Here is a 20,582-nt window from a genome sequence, read left to right on the forward strand (position 1 = left end):
ATGAAGATCATGACGATTTTGGGCACCCGGCCCGAGATCATCCGCCTTAGTGTCATCATTCCGCTGCTGGACCGGCATGCGGAGCGGCATGTGCTGGTGCATACCGGACAGAATTTCACGGCCAGCCTCAGCGGGGTATTCTTCGCGGAGCTTGGACTCCGCGCACCGGACTACGTGCTGCAGGATAAGCAGGCCGGGCTCGGGGGCCAGCTGGCCGCCATGTTCGGCAGCCTGGAGAGCATCCTGCTTCAGGAGAAGCCGGACCGCGTACTGCTGCTGGGTGATACCAATAGTGCGCTGTGTGCCATTCTGGCCGAGCGGATGGGCATCCCTGTGGTGCATATGGAAGCAGGCAACCGCTGTTACGATCTGAAAGTGCCGGAGGAGAAAAACCGCCGTGTCATAGATGCCGTCTCCACCATAAATATGCCGTATACCCAGCAGAGTAAGAGACATCTGCTCAGCGAAGGGTTCCCCAGCCAGCGTATCGTGTTAACCGGAAATCCCATCCATGAAGTGATTACGCATTACGACGAGCAGATCGCGGCCAGTGACATCCTGTCCCGGCTGAAGCTGGAAGCCGGCCGGTATCTGCTGGTGACAGCCCACCGGGCCGAGAATGTCGATGATCCGGAGTCGCTGCTCCAGATTATGTCCGGGCTGAACCTGGTGGCTGAGCATTTGGGACTCCGCCTGATCTGCAGCATCCATCCCCGTACACGCTCCAAGCTTACGGAGGAGTTCCCGCTAAGTATGAACCCGCTGGTGGAGTTTCACGAACCCTTCGGATTTTTTGACTTTGTTCATCTCGAACGTTATGCCCTGTGCGCCATTACCGACAGCGGCACCGTTCAAGAAGAATGTTGCCTGATGGGAGTGCCTACGGTGACCATACGCAGGACGACAGAACGCCCGGAGACCGTAGATTGCGGAAGTAATGTAGTGTCCGGGGTAGAACAGAACAGCATCCTGCGCTGCACCGTGCTGATGACGTCGCTTAAGCCCGATTGGGAGGCGCCGGAAGGGTATCTTGCCCAAGGTGTCTCGGTAAAGGTAGTTAAATTTCTGCTTGGAGGGAACCTGCATGTTCAATAATAAACGGATTCTGGTTACAGGCGGTACCGGTTCCTGGGGGCATGAGCTGATCCGGCAGCTGCTGCCGCAGCATCCCAAAGAAATTATCGTATTCTCCCGCAGTGAGTCTGCACAGGTAGCCATGAGCCGTGAATTTGAAGATAAGCATCTCAGCTTCATCATTGGCGATATCCGTGACAAGGATGCGCTGGTAGCTGCCTGCCGCGGTGTGGATTATGTCTTTCATCTGGCCGCGCTCAAGCATGTGCCTGTCTGCGAGGACCAGCCGTATGAGGCGCTCAAGACGAATGTGGTCGGCACACAGAATGTCATTGAAGCTGCGATTGCCAACAATGTGGAGAAGGCGATCTATATCTCTACCGACAAGGCGGCTAATCCGTCGAACTTCTACGGCATGACCAAGGCCATCGGCGAGAAGCTGTTTGTCTATGCCAATCTGATCGGCTCAGGCACCAAGTTTGTCACCGTGCGCGGAGGCAATGTGCTGGGGACGAACGGCAGCGTGGTCCATCTGTTCATGAAGCAGATCAAGGACAAGGGACAGGTAAGGATAACGGATATGAACATGACCCGGTTCTTTTTCACCCTGCGCGATGCGATTACCCTGCTGTTCAAGGCCTCCGATGTCAGTATCGGCGGCGAGATCTTCGTCATGACCATGCCGACCTGCCGGATCGTGGATCTGGCCGATGTGCTGATCGAAGCTTCCGGCCGGACGGATGTCAGTATGATCGAGACCGGCATCCGCCCGGGTGAGAAAATCCATGAGATCCTGATGAGCGATTTCGAGAGCCTGACTACGGTTGTCTACGATGAGCAGTACCTGGTTATTCTGCCCACGCTCGATATGCCGGAGCTGAAGGAGCATTACCGTCATTACCCCCATGTGTCCTTCAGCAGCTTCAGCTCGGAGAATCATCTGATGGAGCAGGCTGAAATCAAGGATATCCTGATCCGGGGAGGGTTCCTCCAGTGAAGCTCCTGATTCTCGGCGGAAATGGTATGGCAGGTCATATGCTGGCGGAGTATTTTCGCCGCCAGGGCAAGCACCACATCTTCCATACAACCCGGGATAAGAAGGATCTTGGAGGGTTGTATGTAGACGCCGACGACATTGCCGGCGTAGAGAAGCTGGTTGAAATCGTCTCCCCCCATTGCATTATTAATGCGATGGGGGTACTCAATCAATTCGCCGAAGCGGACCGGATCGGCGCGTATCATGTCAACGGATTTCTGCCCCACCGCCTGCGGCGGGCAGCGGACCAGATTCATGCCCGGCTCATCCATATCAGCTCCGACTGCGTGTTCGAAGGAACACGCGGCGGATATACGGAGGAGGATGCCGCGGATGGAACCTCGGTCTACGCCCTCACCAAGAGTCTTGGAGAAGTGCGTGATCCCGGACATCTCACCATCCGTACCTCCATTATCGGGCCCGAGATCCGCTCCGGCGGAATCGGCCTCATGGAATGGTTCCTGGCCCAGAAAGGCCGGGTAACCGGATATGAATGCGTGATGTGGAATGGAGTCACCACCCTGGAGCTGGCCAAAGCCATTGATTCCCTGCTGGACTCGGATCTCTCCGGGCTGATTCATCTGGCCCACCCGCAGCCCGTAAGCAAATATCAGCTGCTGCAGATGATGCAGACCGCATTTCATAAAGAGGATGTTGAGATCATCCCGGAGCAGACGCCGGTTCAGGACCGGACGCTGATCAGTACGAGAAGCGATGTCACGATTGAGCTGCCTTCCTATCCCCGGATGCTTAGCGAGCTTGCCGACTTTATGCGCAGCTCAGAGCTGCTGACATGAGCGGGCGGCGTCTCCTTATTACCGGAGCTTCCGGCTTTACGGGCAGGCATGCCGTGGCCTACTTTGCCGCCGGAGGAGCGGAGGTGACTGCTGTAGTCCGCCGCAAGCCAGCTGCGGAGTTGTTTCCGGAAGGCGTTCAGCAGTACGTCTGTGACCTGGGGGACCGCAGGGCTGTGGCGGCAATGATTGGAGCGGTGAAGCCGGATCAGGTGCTGCACCTGGCAGGCAAGAATTCGGTCCCGGAGTCCTGGCGGGACCCGCTGCTCTACATGGAAACCAATGTAATGGCTACTCTATATTTGCTTGAGGCGCTGCGTGTCCAGCCGGCCAGCCGTATTCTGGTGGCCGGCTCCCGGCTTAAGTATAGACCGGGTGCGGCAGACCCGCCCCACCCCTACAGCCTTAGCAAGACGCTGGAGGAGCTGGTATCGCTGGCCTGGGGAACGCTGTTTGCACAGCCGGTGCTGATGGCGGAGCCCTCGAACCTGATTGGTCCGGGTCCGTCCACCGGCTTCTGTTCCCTGCTGGCACAGCATATTGTGCGCAGTGAAGCAGCCGCTGTAACCGGATCGGCTGCACCTGCGGCGTTTCGGCTCTCCTCGCGCCATGCGCTGCGTGACTTTCTGGATGTGCGTGATGCGGTCAGGGCCTATGGCTTCATTCTGGATTCAGGCGAGACAGGAAGGATCTACCGCATTGATTCCGGGACAGAGCGGGAGCTGGGGAAGGTTGCGGCGAAGCTGCTGGCCCATGCCGCAGCTCCGGTTGCGATGGACTGGGGCCCGCAGGAGGAGCGCAGTCGGGGCAATCCTTCCCCGACACCTGCCGTTCCGGCGAAGCCTTCATTTGAATCTGCTGATAGTAAGGTACCGCCTGAAGAATCGGGGGACTATGCTGTTATTTCCGGCTGGATGCCGGAGATTGCGCTGGACCGTTCGCTGGCGGATATTATCGGCTATACTAGGGCCGGTAAGGAAGGAAGGTTGTTATGAAGCCCAGAGTATCCGTAGTTATTCCTTTTTACAATTGCCCTTATATTGAGCAGGCGCTGCAGAGCGCCATGAGCCAATCCTGGCAGCCTTATGAGATTATCGTAGTGGATGACGGCTCCACAATGCATGCTGAGCGAATCGCCCCCTATAAGCCGTACATTCACTATCTGGGCAAAGCCAACGGAGGTACCGCCTCGGCTCTTAACCACGGTATTGCCCATGCCACTGGAGATTATGTAGTCTGGCTTAGCTCGGATGATATGTTCTATCGTGACAAGATCAATAATCAGGTTCTGTTCATGGAACAGAATCGTTTACTAATCTCGTATACCAACTTCAACTACATTAACGGAAACTCGCAGGCTACGGAGCTGAATGCTGCGGCTGTGTTTCCGAACCAGCTTGAATATCTGCGCTGCTTCCTGTACGGCAATCCCATCAACGGCTGTACGGTGATGTTCAAGCGGGAGATCTTCGGAGCCATCGGGATGTTCGATGAAGCGCTGCCGTATACCCATGATTATGATCTGTGGTACCGGGCCATTCTGAACGGTTATGCGCCGGTGATGCTGAACCAGTCCTTGACGGCGTACCGCCGGCATGAGGGGATGGGCACGCTCAGACACTACGATGTCATCATGGCCGAAGCTGCAGCAACCAGTGCCCGTTATCACGCTCCGTTAAGCGCCTTGATTGCTTCCATGGGCGGCTAGATGCCGGAGCGCACAGCCGGCACGGCAGCACAGCCCAAGGTCAGGCAACTAACGCTTAGGAGGGAGAGCATATGTACGGGGAAATCGAAGTGAAAGACTTCCTGCCGGTCCTGCTGGAGCAGCTGAAATTCTCCGAGAGTATACTGGATATCGGCAGCGGTACCGGTACGCTGCTGGAGCGGTATGAAGCCGGTGTGGTGCTGGGGCTGGATATCCACAGGCCTTATCTGCTGCACCGTAAATACAAGGCTCCCCATATCATTCCGGTTCATGCCGATGCTGGCCATATCGATAAGCTGTTCCTGCCGGGAACCTTCTCTGCGGTCACTCTGATCGATTCTCTGGAGCATTTCTCGATGAGTGAGGGCATGGAGCTGCTGCGTAAGGCGGAGCTTATCGCTGCGAACCGTGTCATCGTATTTACACCGCGGGGCTTCTTCCCGCAGGAGGGCAAGGACCATTTCAATCTGCATGGAGAGTATTACCAGAAACACTGGAGCGGCTGGGAGCCTGAGGATTTTCTGAAGCTGGGCTACGCTGTAACCGTACTGAAGGGCTTTCACCATGCGGAGAATCCTTCATTCCGGGAAGCCTTCGGTGAGAATCATGCGCCGCTGGATGCCCTGCTCGCCTGCAAGACAGTATAAATGAACTTAGGGAGGAGGCCGGGGCATGAACCAGAAGACCAAGGTCTCGGTGGTGATTCCGTTCTATAATTGTCCCTACGTGCATCTGGCGGTCGAAAGCGTGCTGGCCCAGAGCTACATGGATATCGAGCTGATCGTGGTGGATGACGGTTCAACGCTCCATACGGAGAAGCTTGATCCCTATAGAAGCCGGATTGTATATGTCCGCAAAACCAACGGAGGCACCGGCTCGGCGCTCAATAAGGGAATAGAGGCAGCAAGCGGAGCTTATTTTGCCTGGTTAAGCGCGGACGATCTGTTCCATCCTGATAAAATCAGACAGCAAATAGAAGCTCTCCGCAGCTCAGGAACCTCCTTCAATCATACGGCTTACTACTATATTAATGAGCACGGGCAACGGATTCAGGACATTGTCCGAATGCCGGCCTGCAGCAGGCCGGCCCTCATACAGACCATGATGTCCAGCTGTCCGGTGAACGGCAGCACGGTGCTGTTTGATATGGAGATTCTCTCCAAAGTCGGCAGGTTTAATGAGAGTCTCCTGTATACACAGGATTATGATATGTGGCTGCGGATTCTGCCTCATTATGAATGGTCTTATATAGAAGAGCCGCTGCTGGATTACCGTGTTCACAGTGAGATGGGCTCGGTCCTGCACAACGAAGCGCAGAACCGGGAAATTGCAATGGTGCAGTTCATGCACAGGGGCAATTTAACACAGCTGCTCAGAAAGGAGAGAAGGAATTGAAACTGACCTTTCCGGTTCTGACCTTATCCAGGGGTGGCGCGCAGCGGATGATCACCGAGCTGGCTAACCGTCTGGCTGAAATTGGCCATGAGGTCGTTGTTCTTATGCCCAGCCTGGGTATTGTGGAGTATGAGATGAAATGTCCGATTATCCCTGTGCCCGCCCCGGTACTTACAGAAGATCATTTTCCCTACGGGGATGTCATTATCTCCAATTATTATACAACCGTTCCGGTTGCCGAGCGTGCCAGCCGGCAGGGCAAAGGGCTGCATATCCGGCTGGCCTTATGCTATGAGCCGAATTTCCTGCCGGATAATAATCAGTCGTTCGCCTCCTACGGCATTACCCGCAACCTGCTTGTACTGTCGCGCTGGCAGCAGGAGGTCATACGGATCAATCACGGCATTAAAGGCAGAATTGTTCCGGTCGGCGTTGATCCGGATTTTCATAATACGCATTTTCGCGACAACCCTAACCGGCCGCTGATCGTATCGGCCATTATGCGGCGTCCCGAGGGCGGATTCTCCGGTCACCGGGAACAGGATTACCTGATTCAGCAGCTCGACATGGTCAAGCGGCTTCATCCTGAGGTGGAGATCTATATTATGACTCCCCCTGCGGAATATGCCGCTTCCAGGAGTCTGCAGGACTTGCTTAACTCCGGGCGCTATCAGCTTAGGACACCCGGCAATGACAATGAGCTGGCTTATCACTATAATGAGACAGATATTTTTGTCAGCGCAAGTACCAATGACGCCGGTTCGTTGCCGGGGCTGGAGGCGATGCGCTGCGGTGCGGCGCTGGTCACCGTATATTCAGGAGGGAACCTCGAATACTGCGCACACGGGCAGAACTGCCTGATGTCGTATCGGCATGAGAACCGTCTTGCTGCGGATATCGTGACGCTCATTAAGGACCGGGAGCTTCGCCGGCGTCTGGCTGCCAGAGGAGAGCAGGATTCCTTACAGTTTACCTGGGAGAGAAGCGTGCAGATTTTCCAGGCTGAGCTGTTTGAGATGGTGTCCAGACAAGGCACGTAATGCCTCAGGGCAGAATGCCATACACAGAGAAACCTTCCCCCCCCCGGCTGATGCTGGGGGGGGAAGGTTTTTTTGCCGGAAGACAGGGGATATGAAGCTTGCAATAGTTAGAAGATAGAGAAGGAATTCATCATCTCGCGGAAGGAATGCGCATACTGATCGAATCCGAAATGCGTAACCATATGCTGGCGGCCCTGATAGCAAATGGCTTCACGCAGCGGAATGTTATTCATCAGCTCCAGGCCTTCGTTCACAGCTGCCTCCACATTGCCAAGCGGATAGAATTTGCCGGTAATATTATGGGTGATGAAGGATCTGACCCCGTCGGAATCCGTACTGAGTACAGGACAGGAGCAGCAGACAGCCTCGGCTACGGCATATCCGAAGCCTTCTGTGACAGAGCTGGACAGCAGGAAGCCTCCTGAAGCAGCAATCGATGAATAGTAGACAGGCATCATCTGGTTAGGTATATTCGTGAACACATTCAGCCGGTCATTCAGGCCAAGGGACAGCAGTTCTTTGTCAAATTGCTCCCTTTGGCCTTCAGTAGCAAGAGCGGGATCATGGAACATCCACAGATGAAGATTAGGCTTGAACCGCCGGACTTGCTGGGCAACCTTCAGGTATTCACTCCAGTTTTTGTTAGGTTCCAGCCGCCCGACCCAGGCGATAACCGGATCAACGGGCGCTTCGCCGGGGACATGCTGGAAGGCCTGCACATCAACAATATTCGGAATAACATAGCGCTGCAGCCAAGGGCAGATCTCGATAAACAGCTCCAGTAAATGATCGGTGGGGGGAATCAGCACGGCATTGCAGAAGGCTTGCAGATATGGCACGGAATCTATAATCACATTGCGGGCTTCGCTTCGTGTTCCCAGACCCTGGGACTCGTAGATCAGGATGCCGCCATACCCCAACCGGCGTAGGCGTTCCAGCAGCAGATAATCGGAGGTTACGATAATGGCGTCATAATGATGGGTATTCAGTACAGTTCTGATCTCTTCATCCTGGTTCGTGATAAATACCGGGAAGCTTACACTATTGTCGGTGCCGGACCCCGGCATGAGATAGAGCACATGGCATTCGATGCCGTTCTTCTGAAGGCTCTCACACCGCAGTCTGTTCAGGGTCTCAACCCCGCCGCTCGGTACATAAAACGTAAATAGTATTTTCAAGCTTACCCCTCCTGATCTGAACTGCCTGCGGAGAAACACAGTCTGCTGTTATATAAGATACGCCGGAGTTCTCTTACATGTGACTGTGGGGGCAGCTCTGCCAAATCCTTTCTGGATAACCGGGCAGCGGAGGAGCCATGCTAAGGGTTGTCACACTACACTACATTATTCTGTGATAGGGGATGAAGGAATGTTGCGATCGAAATTCGGCTTGTCCGTGTCTGCAGCCTTGCTGCTCGGCGCCATGAGTTTAACTGGCTGCGGTGCCGGCCATTCGGCAGATAGCGGTAATATGCAGACGAAAAGTGTACGGGGGACAGACGGGCGAATCCACGTGAACTCCGCAAGGGACATGAACCGTGACGATGACTTCGGCAGCATGGAGATCAGCAAGGAATTGGCTGACCGTGTTGCGGCGATGCCGGAAGTCCGTTCGGCTAATGTCATTATGGTTGGCAGAAGCGCTTATGTCGCTGTTATGCTGGAGAATACTTCGGGCGGTGTTCACACCCGGAATACCACCAGCAGGACGGCTACCGGAAGAGGGACGGCTGCTGGTGTTCCCGGAATGACGGGTACAGGCGGCTCCATGGCGGGCATTCCGGGAAGTATGACTGGCACTGGAACCATTGGCGGTACAGGTATGGCGGCTCCCGAAGATTATCCGGGGAACGGCAATAACGGGCTGATGACCAGAAGCAATATGGGGGATGATACAGACACGCTTCCCGGGGAGATCAAGAGCAAAATCGCCGCAGAGGTTAAAAAAGGCAACACATACGTCAGCAATGTCTATGTCTCGGCGAACCCGGATTTCGTGGAACGGGCCGATTATTATGCCCGGGAATTCCGTGCCGGACATCCGCTCAGAGGCTTCGCGAATGAATTCCGCATCATGGCGGAACGGATTTTCCCTGCGCGCAGCGGACAGTAAGCAGCGCTACAGCATTGTGCCTTGAATGTAGATAGTATTCCAGAGGGATATGAGGCTTATTCAAGTGACGGGCACCAGTGAATAGAGATAGACGCAAACAATGCAGCCACCGCACCCGGAAAGCCGGGTGAGAGGGCTGCATTGCCTGCGTTTATACGGATACGAAGCTGTACCTTATCCGGATTAGGCCTCCAGCTTGCGTCCGCCGATCCATACACCGCGCAGGTTCAGGTCTTGATCCAGCTGCAGAATATCGCCGCGCTTCCCTGCCTCAAGCGTTCCGATAGACCGCTGCATGCCGAGTGACAGCGCCGGATTAAGGCTGGCAGCCTGTGAGGCTTCCAGCAGGCTGAGACCAACCTCCTGAACCAGATAACGGAATCCGCTTATCATCGTCAGTGTGCTGCCGGCCAGCGCTTCGGGGTGCTCCTTCAGCGTGGCTATGCCGTCCTTGACGATCACAGGCAGATCACCGATGGCATATTCTCCATCGCTGAGTCCGGTTGCTGACATGGCATCTGTAATCAGCAGCAGATTATGATTGTTTTTGAGCCGGGTAATGAGGCTGATGGCTGCCGGATGAACATGGATGCCGTCGGCAATAACCTCGGCTCTGATCCGGGGATCGAACAGGACGGCACCGGCCGTTCCCGGCTTGCGGTGATGCAGCGGCGTCATGGCATTGAACATGTGCACCGCCTGGTTCAGCCCGGCATCGGCAGCGGTAATCACTTGCTCGAATGTGGCATCTGTGTGGCCGAGCGCAGCCGTAATGCCATGCTTGCGCAGCCACTGGATAGCTTCCAGGGCAGCTTCGCGCTCAGGGGCCAGGGTGACCTGACGGATCAATCCCGGATACTTTTCCTCCCATTCCTCCAGCCATTCTATATTAGCCGGAACAATGTGCTCAGGATTCTGCGCTCCAGGCCATCTTACGCTGATGAACGGTCCCTCCAGATGCGCGCCTACCAGCCTTGCATAAGGCATGCCGCCTTCACGGGCGCGGTAGGAGTCCACCTCAGCCAACACCTGATCGATATCTGCCTTGGCAGCCGTCATGGTTGTAGCAAGCATAGAGGTCGTTCCGTGTGAGGCATGGAACCGAGTGATGTCGTCAAGAGCATCTGCATCGCTGTACATGAAGTCATGTCCGGCTCCGCCGTGCACATGCACATCGACGAATCCGGGAATCAGCAGACCTTGCGGCTCCCGGGTGATTGTCTGCCAGCTCTCATAGGCTGCGGGCAGCCAGGAAGCTTCTCCGGCATATTGGATCAAGCCTTCCGCTACGGCAACTACACCCATCTCGATGATTCCGTCAGGAGTCAGCACTCTGCCGTACAACAGTTCTCCGCCCTTACTGTTTATTTCAGCCATTTGGCAGCTCCTTCATCCAGCAGGACGACCACATTCGGATGGCTCTGCAGCAGCGAGGCGGGACACTGGGTAGTGATTGGGCCTTCCAGCGCATTTTTAACCGCTTCCGCCTTCTCTTCCCCGCGGACAAGCAGTACAATCTGCTTCGCCTTAAGAATTCCGCCGATGCCCATTGTTACCGCCTGACGCGGCACATCCTCTACACGCTCGAAGAAGCGGGCATTGGCCTCCCGGGTCTCTTCCAGCAGGTCAACCACATGCGTCCCGCTGCTCAGGCTGGCGTCCGGCTCATTGAAGCCAATATGGCCGTTGCTGCCGATGCCGAGGATCTGCAGATCCACCGGACCGTTATCCTCCAGCAGCTTGTCATACGCACGGCATTCGGCCTCGAGATCGGGAGCATTTCCGTTAGGCACATGGGTGCGTGCCAGGTCGATATCAATATGGTTGAACAGATGCTCATTCATGAAGCTGCGATAGCTCTGCGGATGATCCACAGGGAGCCCGACATATTCGTCCAGGTTATAGGACGAGGCTTTGGCGAAGCTGACATTGCCTTTGCGGTGCATCTCCACCAGCTTCTCATATACCCCGACAGGTGAGCTTCCGGTAGCCAGTCCCAGAACGGCTCTGGGATTGCTCTGCAGCAGACTGGCGATCAGGTTGGCTCCTGTAGCTGCGAAATCTTCTTCATGCTGAAATTTCAAAATATTCATTAGATTTGACCTCCCCGTTTATGACGGTAATGTTGGACGTTCCTGTAGGACTGCTCAAGCCTCGGGATGAAATCCCCGAACCGGGTACTGACCATGCCGGTGAACAGAATATCGATAATATGCAGCTGTGCGATTCTTGACGCCATATCGCCGCGCCGCATGCCCTGCTCAAGAGACGAGGAGAACAGCGGAATATCAGCGAGTGTAGCGAGAGTACTGCTTCCGTATGAGGTTAACGACACCGTGGCTGCGCCGCTTGCGGCCGCACAGGTTAAGGCATCCACCGTCTCCGGGGTTTCCCCCGAATAAGAGACTGCGAAGGCCACATCGCCGGAAGAGAGTGAGGAAGCGGAAGTAATCTGCATATGGGAATCGGCAAAAGCGGTGCAGTTCACGCCGATGCGGATCAGCTTCTGATAGAAATCCTGGGCCACGATGGACGAGGTGGCCATTCCGTACAGATCGACCCGCCGCGCCCGGCACAGCAGATCAATCACCTGCTGCAGCCGTCCCAGATCCAGCAGCGAGGTAGTGTCCCGGATCGAGGCCAGGTGGTTAGCCTGCATCGCCTCTACAATGAATGGCAGCGGATTACCAGCCACGATGTCCTGATAAGAGGAGCTGCCGGTCTCCGGCGAGCCATCGCTATGCGCCAGCTCAGCCGCCAGCTTGAGCTTGAAATCGGGATATCCCTTGAAGTGCAGCGCTTTGCAGAACCGCGTAATCGTCGCCGTGCTGATGCCGCATTCCTCCGCCAGCTCCGTGATGCCCATATGGACAATTTCCCCGGGCGAGGCCAGAATGCGTTCAGCCAGCTTGCGTTCCATTTGCGACAGCTTGGGCTTGCCATGCTCCAGAGCATGCAGAATGGGAGACAAACGTTCACCTTCTTTTCTATAGATTCAGATTCATGTAGCTTTCTCTACGTATAGAATGAAAATTCAGAAATGGACATGTAGTATGGATATACTTAGCTTTGCCTAATGTAGCGATTATGAAATTATTTTACACAATTAATACGTTATTAAAGAAAAATATTTTCATAATCAGAATAAAACAAATTACGGAAGGTTGCAATAGGCAGTTTGGTTTGGGGTTGGTCTGTGGTTGAATTAAGGAGATGGAGATCGCGCTCATTAAACTTTAGAACCGTAGCAAAAACTCTTTGGACATCCCTGTATGAGGATCATTGTCAATTAGTTCACTGTGAAAAATGCATCCCGCAAGGTTTGACAAGTGGCAGGAGATACAAAAAGCTGCAATCTGCGTGTTTGAGGAGCACACGCACAGATGGCAGCTTTTACATAACTAGTACAGTATCAGATTTAAATTAGTGAAAACCGTTATTTTTGCAACGCCCCGAGTACCGTACCTACTCATAGGCGATAGCCATAATTGTATTTCGTACAACTAAAACGTCTGGTTTTCTCCCCAGCATACGTTTAGCTGTATTTGGTACAATTAAAATCCCCCGCTTTCCCGAGTTTCCACCCGTTGGGGCAGATTTAGTTGTACAGATTACAGCTATAAGAGGCAAGCCTTCTTTTTCGCTGTTTTTAAGTGTACATTATGCAACTATCCCTGAATGTCTACTTGGAACTACACGCCATAAAGCACTGCATGGTTGAACTGCATCAACTTCTTTAGGTCTGGCGCTCTACTATTATGTTTACTTCGTGATCCCGTTTGCAGCCTTTGTCCTGTTGGCAGGACGTCTGCCGCGCAGCAGTTCCCATAGAATGAAGACGAGAATGAGCAATTGCGGGATTGTGGTCTCCCAGGTCGGATACATGCCAAGCCAGCCGATGGAAGGCAGACTTTGCCCGTTATGGGCAGGCAGCTTGCCGGCGATCTGCAAGGCGTGAAGGCTCTCACCGAGGAAGCGGAACACCAGATAGTAGATCAGCACTGTAGCAGCGCGGAAGAAGGCGGCAACCGGCAATCTGGCGCTCAGTGCAATCATGGCATAGCCGAGGATAATCAGGACCACCAGTGCACTGCCAATCCCGAGCAGCAGCTGAGAGGTGTCAATGGCCGGTGCCATCCCAGCATAGAAAATCGTAGTCTCCGCCCCTTCGCGCAGAATGGCCAGCGCAGCGATGAAGAACAGGTACCACAGATTGCCTTTGGCCAGGGCACCTTGCATCTGGCGGTCCACATACTTGTTCCAGGCTGCCGTGCTGGATTTGCCGTGCAGCCAGCGGCCGACGGTGAGCATCATGACCACAGCGACGAGGCCGGTGATGCCTTCGATCAGCTCACGCGCTCCGCCGGAGGCGGCTTGGGAGAGGGAATAGGTCAGCAATACGGCGAGGCCGATGCTTGCGGCCAGACCTGCCGCTGCGCCGGACCAGACCCAGCGGCGGGCCGCCGGTTCTGCTTCCCGGCGCAGGTAGGCAAGGAGAGCGGCGAGTACAAGAATCGCCTCCAGCCCCTCGCGCAGCAGAATGAGTGCCGCATCCCACGCGGTATATGTCCGTTCCCCGGACAGCGGCGTCAGCTCAGAGAGCATTGTGTCCATCAGCGATAGCGCTTGGTCCAGCTTCGGAGGGCTGGAGAGCAGATAACCGGTGACGGCGGTGCTCTCGTTCTCGATGCTGGCATAGACCTTGGGTGAGGCCAGCTGAACCTGGCCTTCGGCCGAAGGCCAGGCAGCGATGAATTGCTGCATTGCATCTGCGGCTGCCGCACTGTCACCAGCCTGGGCGGCGGTGGAAGCTTGCTTCAGATAGCTGATCAGCCCCTCAATGGAAGCCGGCTCCGCTGGCACGCCACCGGTATCAACGGCCTGGCCTTCGCTGTAACCGGACAGCAGCGTTACCAGCGCTTCCGATTCCGCCTGCGCGGCCTCCCCGCGGACCGGCTCTGCCTGCAGCGCAATGCGCAGCAGGCTCATCTTCGTCTCCAGCAAGCCGTAGACGGCGGGATTGTCCGCCCGGATGCCGCGTTCCACTGGCGTCCAGCCGTTCACCACGGCGCGGTAGGCTTCCGCCGCCGCGGCCCAGTCGGCGCTCCGCGCCGCATCCCGCGTGCGCTCTGCCGCGGGCAGCAGCTTCGCCGCCGCTGCGTGTCCGGCGGCGCCCGTGTCACCGCCGCCTTCGCCTGCGGCGGCGGTGACGAACGCGTCCACGCTGCGGGCGAGCGTGGACAGGGCCGCCTTGGCGGGCGCTCCGCCGCCGCCCGCCAAGGCTTCCGCCGCGGCGGCCAGCGCGGCGTCCACTTCAGCAGCCGGACCGGCGAGTGCCGGGTCCGGTGTGCTCTCGTTCGCGCTGCGCCACAGCGCCGCGAACGAATCAACATCGGCCGCCGCCTCCGCCCAGCGGCTCTGGCCGGCCTCGACCAGCGCGCTGCCTACAGGCGGCAGCAGCTCATCCAGCGGCGCGCCTGACGCAGAAGCCGGCGCGCCTGACGCAGAAGCCGGCGCGCCGGGCAGCAGCACAAGCAGGCAGAGGAGCAGCAGCGCTGCCCTGAACTGCCGCCATGGACTCTGTGTAACCGTGATCATCATCGGGATCATTCCCTTCAAGTTTAGCGAGGAGGGGTCACTTGCAACGGACTCAGCTGCGCTTATTTTAGTAATATTAACGTTTCTGCAAGTTAAACGGACTCAGTGGAGCTTATGTACAAATAATTGGGAGGAAAACGCCCGCTGTAGCGGAAATAAGCGCCGTGCAGTCCGCTCAAGTAGCTGAATATGCTCGAAAAGAGAAAATAAAGGCCTCTCAGTCCGTAACGATCAGCTACCTTTCCGTCCTCTCCGGTCCCCGAATGGCCGCTACGCTTCCGGCCTCGCAATCCCCATAGCTCCTGCTTCCTCAGCGTCACCGGTCACAGCCTAGGCATTTCATCCCTCGAGCAGCAGCTCCCCGATATAGCCGCCTTCGCGTACACCCGGGAAGCAGGCGAAGACGGCGCTGCCGGTGTGAACCATATATTCATTCAGCCGGTCATTTTTGGCGAGGCGCTGCTGGATGCTGACGAACTGCTTCATCAGGTCCTTTTGGAAGCTGATGAATACCAGACCGGCATCGAGCTGTCCGGTCTTAAGATCCATGCCGCTGGAATAGGAGTAGGAGCGCCGCAGCATTTGGACCGAGCCGTCTCCGTGGGCGAGAGCGGAATGGGAGTCCGGCGGGATGAGCGGCTTGCCGGCAGCATCGGCTGCTTCCAGATCCAGCTCGGCGAATTCATCCCCGGCTCCAATCGGTGCGCCGCTCTGCCGGTGCCGCCCGAAGGTGGCCTCCTGATCGCTCAGCGAGGAGCGGTCCCAGACCTCAATACGGAAACGGACGCGGCGCAGCGCAAGATACGTGCCCCCGTTCATCCAGGCCGGGCCATCGGCGCTGCCGCTCCAGACGATATTTCGCATCTGCGTCTCATCGGTGACGTCCGGATTCCCCGTGCCGTCCTTGAAGCCGAGCAGATTACGCGGGGTGCCGCCTGACGGATCGGCGCTGCCGCTGCGCTGGAAGCCTTCCTGTGTCCAGCGCAGCACCGCCGTGCCCCGGGCGATGCGGGCCAGATTGCGGATGGCATGGAACGCCACCTGCATATCGTCCGCGCAGGCCTGCACACAGAGATCGCCGCCGCACCACTGCGGCTCCAAGCTGTCCCCTGTGAATGCCGGGAGCTCGGTGAAGGAGGCGGGCCGTTTGCCGGAGAGGCCGAAGCGGCTGTCGAACAAGGCCGGACCTGCCCCGAAGGTAAGCGTACACTTGGAAGGGGTGAGCCCATCCGCCTCGCCGGTGTCGGTAGGCGGAAGATTGGGCTTGTCGTTCGCTGTGCCGATCATCGTGCCCGAGGTCAGGGCAGCGGCGGCGGCAGTCCAGGCTTGCATAAGCTTCTGCACGTCACTGATCCTGGCAGTCGTCAGATCAAATGAAGCGAAGCATAGATAATTCTGCGCAGGGGTAAGAATCCCCGCCTGGTGCTTACCGTAGAAGGGGATCGTATCCGCCTGTTCTTCATTCTGCCCGGAGGCTGCGGCGGCCGGGACCGCCCGTCCTGCTGCCTGGCGTGCAGCCATAATGCCGCCCACACCGCCTCCGCCGAGCAGCAGCCCGAGACCCGAGGCACCGGTAAGCCGCAGCATATCGCGGCGGCTTAATTTGGTGTTGAACAGCTGGGTCTCCGGCGCAGGAATGCCATGATCCGCGTCAGCTTGACTCCGGGAATTCTTATCTTTCTTGTTCATATCGTCACACTCCCAGAATCGTTCCCATGTTGGATAGCGGCTCAGCCAAGGCGTCAAGATTCTGGCTTAACCTGCGGACCTCCTCCGGTTTGAGCGTTTCGTAAGAGACGTAGCCCTCCCCCGATTTGAACGGCGCCAGCTCATTCATTAAGGCGGTGAACCGTTCGCCGATGGTTTGCTCAAGGGCCGGGTCTTTTTTGGCCAGCTCCGGCTTCAGCAGCTCATAGATTTTCTGTGCCCCCTCCACATTCGCCACAAAATCATACAAATCCGTATGGGAATAACGCTCCTCTTCCCCCGTTACTTTGGAGGAGGAGACCTCATTCAGCAGCTCAACAGCCCCGGTAACGAGCAGATTGGCATCGATTCCGGCAGTTTCTACCTTGGCGCGCAGCAGCTGCGCATCCTTCAGCAGACGGTCCGCGACATCCGTCATGCCCTCCGTTGTATTGTTCTGCCAGAGAGCCTGTTCAATCTTATGGAAGCCGCGCCAGTCCGCAGCATCTACATCATTCTCACGGGCATCAATGTTCGGGTCCAGATCCCCAAGCGCTTCGGCGATCGGCTCGATCCGCTCATAATGCATGCGTGCCGGAGCATACAGCGCCTTGGCTTCATCCAGCTTGCCCGCCTTGACGGCATCCGTGAACCCCTCGGTCTGTTTAACGAACTCGTCGCATTGTTCAATGACATATTTGCGGTATTCGTCGATGGCAGTGGTGAAATCTGCATTCGTCTCACCTCCGGCCTTCGCTACACTTTCTGCCCCGCTGCCTGCCTGGGCTGCAGCATTATTCCCTGAGTTGTTACCACTGTTGCCATTGTTGCCATCGTTATTACTGTTGTCCTTGCCCGCACATCCGGCAAACAGAAGGGACGCTGCAAGCAGACCCGCAGGTACTGCATAGCCTATTTTCATCTGTATGGATACCCCTTTTCATTTGTGAAAATGATAATCGTTATCAATGATGGACTTATCATAAATCTCTGTCTATTAGCTGTCAATAAAAAAGTGATATTTATCATATCCATGCTAATTCGCACAAATAAAATGCAAAAAAAGCCTCCCGACAGGCGGAAGACGCAGTTCGTATATATGAATTTCCGGCTGATCTATACTACACCGTGGACCGCTCAATAATCCGGTAGTCCAGCTTGCGGTAGACCGGCTTCGGGTGCTCCGAGTGAATCTGCTCATGGATAATGCGGAAGGCGGCGGCCCCCATCTCATACAGGTGGTTGTCCATGGTGGTGATTTGAAGCAGACGTCCAATCGGCTGGTTATCGAAGCCCATAACTGCGAGATCCCCAGGGATGCTGAGGCCGGCTCTGCGCGCTTCAATAATCAGCCCGGCAGCTACATGGTCTCCCGTAATAATCATGGCTTCCGGCCGCTGTGGCATCTTCAGCAGGGATTGTGCAACGGCTGCGCCGTCTTCCTCCGTTGTACAGTCATAGATCATCCATTCCTCTTCAAAAGCCAGCTTATGCTCAGCAATGAATTCGCGGTAAGCAGCCTGCCGGATCACGGCGCTGCTGCCGTTACTCCTTCCTTCGCAATATCCGATGGAGCGGTAGCCTTTGCCGGTCAAGTACTCCAGCCCTTCCTTGAAAGCCGCATAATGCTCAATATAGACAGAAGAGAAGCGCCGCTCTCCGTTGTCCTGGCAAGTGACAACTGGACCGTAGGCCGTATACTCCTCGATGATGTCCGGCTTCAGCGCAGTAGATACAATCACGACACCGTCAATCTCTTTATGGCGCAGCATCTCCAGCACTTTGATTTCTTCTTCCTCCAGGTAATTGCTCTGGCACAGAATCAGCCGGTATTGCGAGAGCAGCGCCTCGTGGGCAAGTCCATTCATAATAATCGAGAAATAAAAAGCATGAATATACGGCAGAATCACCGCCACCGCACCGGTACGTCCGGTAATCAGATGAACGGCGTTCATATTGCGGGTATAGTCGAGCTGCTCAATCGTTCGCAGTACAGCGGCTCTTTTGTCCTTGCTGACATACGGATGATTATTTAGCACCCGTGAGACGGTCGTTACAGACACTCCGGCCATCCGGGCGATTTCTTTAATATTAGCCACGCTTCTCTGCGCCTCCTGTGTGAGACTGTTATTTCATTATTCTAACATAGAAATGAACAGCTTTTCGGCTGATAAAAAGCTTGCTATGGAATCCATTTCATACTTTACACTGGGGGTGCAACAAGCCTTACCGGAGAAACCGGCGTGACCGCAAGGGCGTGACGGACCGGTAACGTTAGCCATTTCACGCTGCGGGCAGGAAGGATGTTCAGCAATATTTTTTTCCTGAGCAACCCTTTAGCAGCGTGGTTTCTATAGACATTGCCTGACGGATGCCGCCTTGATGACTAAGGAGCAGCAGCCGTTTTTTGTGTGCATTCCGGTCAGAAGTACCGGGTTTGTCCATGCTCCGCGCCTGCCCCCGCCCAATTTAATGCTGCGACAGCACCATTAACTGCCCCTCCACATAGTATGTTTTGACTGTATCCCTTTACCTTGTTATACCAAACAAACCCAGGGCAAGGAGGGGTGACACCATTGAAGGGCAACGAACATCATAGCAAATTTTTGCTGACGCATCGTGAACGCGAAGTATTCGAGCTTCTTGTGCAGGACAAAACTACACGGGATATTGCCGGACTGTTATTCATCAGCGAAAAAACCGTCCGCAACCACATCTCAAACGTAATGCAAAAATTAAACGTAAAAGGCCGTTCGCAAGCGGTTGTCGAGCTGATCAAGCTTGGGGAGCTGAAAATATAGCTGCCATGCTTCAGAGGTGATGCGTTTAAGCCTTCCTTTACCCATCGGGGTGAGGGGAGGTTTTTTGTTCTTAGCTAGTCCCGGCGATCCAATCTCCCGAAATATTAAGTCAAGTCCGGCTGCATTTTATGGATTGACGGATAGGGGAATTGGTTGTAAAATCTGTGTAAAGTATAAACCTTTAAACTTTATAAAGGGTTTTAAAGCTTTTGGTAAATGCAAAGCTGACGTACAATGTCCGATTTTTCAGTCATGCTGTAAGTTGTAGCATACTGAGTAAATCTTTTTTATTTCTCTAAAAGTTAAATCGTTTAAACTTTCGAACGTGGAGGCATAGATACTTAAATGAACATTCATGATGTAGCCAAAAAGTCGGGGCTCTCGGTGGTGACCGTATCCAGAGTCCTTAACAATTCACCCTCTGTACGTGAAGGCAACCGCCAGAAAGTGCTGAATGCGATAGAGGAATTAAATTATCAGCCCAATTCAGCGGCGCGGAGTCTGGTGCGCGGCAAGACCGGAGTCATCGGGATGTCGATTAACAACTTTAACGATTCTTTCTATGACCGGGTGATTCGCGTAGTGAACCGGAAGCTGGCAGAGCAGGGGTACTTCCTGGCCCTGTCCATCGCCGAGAATGACGATGATGGGGTGAACTTCCTGTTCCAGAAGGACCGCGTGGACGGGATTATCCTGTTGTCTCCGCTGGAGGAGAAGGAATATGTGGAGGAGCTGAAGCGTAAGAACATTCCGGTTGTTCTGCTCGATAACCAGTTCCAGCATGAGGATGTTCCCAGTGTCCTCGTGGATAACTACCAGGGAGGGTACGAAGCGACAAGGCACTTGATTAGTCTTGGACACACTCAGATCGCTTATATCGGCGGCCCTTCGGAGTTCCTGAGTGTAACGGAGCGCAAACGGGGATATGTCCAAGCGCTGGATGAAGCGGGACTAACGCCCTTTAGCACGGAATATTGCGGCTTTACGGTAAGCAGCGGTTATGAGGTGGCCAAGCGATGGATTCGTGAAGATAAGCTGCCTACAGCCATTTTTTCGGGAGACGACTTTATTGCCCTCGGGGTTGTTCAAGCGCTGCGCGAGGAAGGGATTCTGGTGCCTCAGGATATCTCAGTCGTCGGCTTTGATGATCAGCAGTTCGTAGGTGAATTCTACCCGCGGCTCACGACGGTCAGACAGCCGGAGGCGCAGATGGGCAATATCGGCGTAGACTTACTGCTGAAAATGATCAATGGGGAGGTGATGCCGCCTGCGGTAACGAAGCTTGCTCCTCAGCTTCTCATCCGTGAATCTACCGCTTCTGTTCGATTAACTTGAAAT

At 55.3% G+C, this 20,582-nt stretch carries 19 protein-coding genes; 11 read left to right on the forward strand and 8 right to left on the reverse strand.

Annotated elements, in window-relative coordinates:
- The 8 genes from wecB (at position 1) to MKY96_RS02620 (ending at position 7,047) form a co-directional block, all read left to right on the forward strand.
- The gene (wecB, locus tag MKY96_RS02585; protein WP_340938401.1) at positions 1-1,095 is read left to right on the forward strand and encodes a non-hydrolyzing UDP-N-acetylglucosamine 2-epimerase; all 1,095 of its coding nucleotides are present in this window, start codon (positions 1-3) and stop codon (positions 1,093-1,095) included.
- Positions 1,085-2,071, forward strand: a complete 987-nt coding sequence (locus MKY96_RS02590; protein WP_340938402.1) for a polysaccharide biosynthesis protein — start codon at positions 1,085-1,087, stop codon at positions 2,069-2,071. Before wecB ends, MKY96_RS02590 begins: the two co-directional genes overlap by 11 nt.
- Positions 2,068-2,907 (forward strand): dTDP-4-dehydrorhamnose reductase family protein, encoded by an 840-nt coding sequence (locus MKY96_RS02595; RefSeq protein ID WP_340938404.1) that lies wholly within the window; start codon positions 2,068-2,070, stop codon positions 2,905-2,907. The genes MKY96_RS02590 and MKY96_RS02595 overlap by 4 nt, the downstream gene beginning before the upstream one ends.
- Positions 2,904-3,899 (forward strand): NAD-dependent epimerase/dehydratase family protein, encoded by a 996-nt coding sequence (locus tag MKY96_RS02600; protein ID WP_340938407.1) that lies wholly within the window; start codon positions 2,904-2,906, stop codon positions 3,897-3,899. The genes MKY96_RS02595 and MKY96_RS02600 overlap by 4 nt, the downstream gene beginning before the upstream one ends.
- Complete coding sequence (locus MKY96_RS02605) at positions 3,896-4,612, forward strand: glycosyltransferase (protein ID WP_340938409.1); 717 nt, start codon at positions 3,896-3,898, stop codon at positions 4,610-4,612. Before MKY96_RS02600 ends, MKY96_RS02605 begins: the two co-directional genes overlap by 4 nt.
- Positions 4,613-4,683: 71 nt before the next feature.
- Entirely contained in the window at positions 4,684-5,259 is a 576-nt protein-coding gene (locus MKY96_RS02610; RefSeq protein WP_340938411.1) for a class I SAM-dependent methyltransferase, read from the forward strand.
- A gap of 25 nt (positions 5,260-5,284) precedes the next feature.
- On the forward strand, positions 5,285-6,007 hold the full coding sequence (locus tag MKY96_RS02615; protein ID WP_340938413.1) for a glycosyltransferase family 2 protein: 723 nt from the start codon (positions 5,285-5,287) through the stop codon (positions 6,005-6,007).
- Entirely contained in the window at positions 6,004-7,047 is a 1,044-nt protein-coding gene (locus MKY96_RS02620) for a glycosyltransferase family 4 protein (RefSeq protein WP_340938414.1), read from the forward strand. The genes MKY96_RS02615 and MKY96_RS02620 overlap by 4 nt, the downstream gene beginning before the upstream one ends.
- A 107-nt stretch (positions 7,048-7,154) precedes the next feature.
- On the opposite strand, the gene MKY96_RS02625 is transcribed toward MKY96_RS02620, so the two are convergent.
- Positions 7,155-8,225, reverse strand: coding sequence for a glycosyltransferase family 4 protein (locus MKY96_RS02625; protein WP_340938416.1), 1,071 nt, complete (start codon positions 8,223-8,225; stop codon positions 7,155-7,157).
- 190 nt (positions 8,226-8,415) lie between these two features.
- On the opposite strand from MKY96_RS02625, the gene MKY96_RS02630 reads away from it, so the two are divergent.
- Positions 8,416-9,159, forward strand: a complete 744-nt coding sequence (locus tag MKY96_RS02630) for a YhcN/YlaJ family sporulation lipoprotein (protein WP_340938419.1) — start codon at positions 8,416-8,418, stop codon at positions 9,157-9,159.
- Between the two features lie 183 nt (positions 9,160-9,342).
- On the opposite strand, the gene nagA is transcribed toward MKY96_RS02630, so the two are convergent.
- From nagA to MKY96_RS02665, 7 genes are all read right to left on the reverse strand, one after another.
- On the reverse strand, positions 9,343-10,536 hold the full coding sequence (gene nagA / locus MKY96_RS02635) for an N-acetylglucosamine-6-phosphate deacetylase (protein ID WP_340938421.1): 1,194 nt from the start codon (positions 10,534-10,536) through the stop codon (positions 9,343-9,345).
- A complete protein-coding gene (gene nagB, locus MKY96_RS02640) occupies positions 10,524-11,252 on the reverse strand; it encodes a glucosamine-6-phosphate deaminase (RefSeq protein WP_340938422.1) in 729 nt (242 codons plus the stop codon). The genes nagA and nagB overlap by 13 nt, the downstream gene beginning before the upstream one ends.
- On the reverse strand, positions 11,252-12,130 hold the full coding sequence (locus MKY96_RS02645) for a MurR/RpiR family transcriptional regulator (RefSeq protein WP_340938425.1): 879 nt from the start codon (positions 12,128-12,130) through the stop codon (positions 11,252-11,254). The genes nagB and MKY96_RS02645 overlap by 1 nt, the downstream gene beginning before the upstream one ends.
- A gap of 791 nt (positions 12,131-12,921) precedes the next feature.
- Complete coding sequence (locus tag MKY96_RS02650; RefSeq protein WP_340944424.1) at positions 12,922-14,769, reverse strand: FTR1 family iron permease; 1,848 nt, start codon at positions 14,767-14,769, stop codon at positions 12,922-12,924.
- 327 nt (positions 14,770-15,096) lie between these two features.
- Entirely contained in the window at positions 15,097-16,446 is a 1,350-nt protein-coding gene (efeB, locus tag MKY96_RS02655; protein WP_340938427.1) for an iron uptake transporter deferrochelatase/peroxidase subunit, read from the reverse strand.
- Between the two features lie 4 nt (positions 16,447-16,450).
- The gene (gene efeO / locus MKY96_RS02660) at positions 16,451-17,365 is read right to left on the reverse strand and encodes an iron uptake system protein EfeO (protein ID WP_340938430.1); all 915 of its coding nucleotides are present in this window, start codon (positions 17,363-17,365) and stop codon (positions 16,451-16,453) included.
- Positions 17,366-17,564: 199 nt separating this feature from the next.
- Positions 17,565-18,542: a LacI family DNA-binding transcriptional regulator gene (locus MKY96_RS02665; RefSeq protein ID WP_340938433.1), complete on the reverse strand. Its 978-nt coding sequence runs from the start codon at positions 18,540-18,542 to the stop codon at positions 17,565-17,567.
- 477 nt (positions 18,543-19,019) lie between these two features.
- On the opposite strand from MKY96_RS02665, the gene MKY96_RS02670 reads away from it, so the two are divergent.
- Positions 19,020-19,244, forward strand: coding sequence for a helix-turn-helix domain-containing protein (locus MKY96_RS02670; protein ID WP_019908812.1), 225 nt, complete (start codon positions 19,020-19,022; stop codon positions 19,242-19,244).
- Between the two features lie 345 nt (positions 19,245-19,589).
- Positions 19,590-20,579, forward strand: a complete 990-nt coding sequence (locus tag MKY96_RS02675; protein ID WP_339311404.1) for a LacI family DNA-binding transcriptional regulator — start codon at positions 19,590-19,592, stop codon at positions 20,577-20,579.
- The last annotated feature ends 3 nt before the right edge of the window (positions 20,580-20,582 follow it).

Source organism: Paenibacillus sp. FSL R7-0302, from assembly GCF_038006885.1.
GTDB lineage: Bacteria > Bacillota > Bacilli > Paenibacillales > Paenibacillaceae > Paenibacillus_AQ.

Coding starts and splice junctions, on each gene's coding strand:
- nagA (WP_340938421.1), bottom strand. CDS start 10,536: ATGGCTGAAATAAACAGTAAGGGCGGAGAACTGTTGTACGGCAGAGTG.
- MKY96_RS02590 (WP_340938402.1), top strand. CDS start 1,085: ATGTTCAATAATAAACGGATTCTGGTTACAGGCGGTACCGGTTCCTGG.
- MKY96_RS02615 (WP_340938413.1), top strand. CDS start 5,285: ATGAACCAGAAGACCAAGGTCTCGGTGGTGATTCCGTTCTATAATTGT.
- MKY96_RS02605 (WP_340938409.1), top strand. CDS start 3,896: ATGAAGCCCAGAGTATCCGTAGTTATTCCTTTTTACAATTGCCCTTAT.
- wecB (WP_340938401.1), top strand. CDS start 1: ATGAAGATCATGACGATTTTGGGCACCCGGCCCGAGATCATCCGCCTT.
- efeB (WP_340938427.1), bottom strand. CDS start 16,446: ATGAACAAGAAAGATAAGAATTCCCGGAGTCAAGCTGACGCGGATCAT.
- MKY96_RS02650 (WP_340944424.1), bottom strand. CDS start 14,769: ATGATCCCGATGATGATCACGGTTACACAGAGTCCATGGCGGCAGTTC.
- MKY96_RS02630 (WP_340938419.1), top strand. CDS start 8,416: ATGTTGCGATCGAAATTCGGCTTGTCCGTGTCTGCAGCCTTGCTGCTC.
- efeO (WP_340938430.1), bottom strand. CDS start 17,365: ATGAAAATAGGCTATGCAGTACCTGCGGGTCTGCTTGCAGCGTCCCTT.
- MKY96_RS02610 (WP_340938411.1), top strand. CDS start 4,684: ATGTACGGGGAAATCGAAGTGAAAGACTTCCTGCCGGTCCTGCTGGAG.
- MKY96_RS02675 (WP_339311404.1), top strand. CDS start 19,590: ATGAACATTCATGATGTAGCCAAAAAGTCGGGGCTCTCGGTGGTGACC.
- nagB (WP_340938422.1), bottom strand. CDS start 11,252: ATGAATATTTTGAAATTTCAGCATGAAGAAGATTTCGCAGCTACAGGA.
- MKY96_RS02600 (WP_340938407.1), top strand. CDS start 2,904: ATGAGCGGGCGGCGTCTCCTTATTACCGGAGCTTCCGGCTTTACGGGC.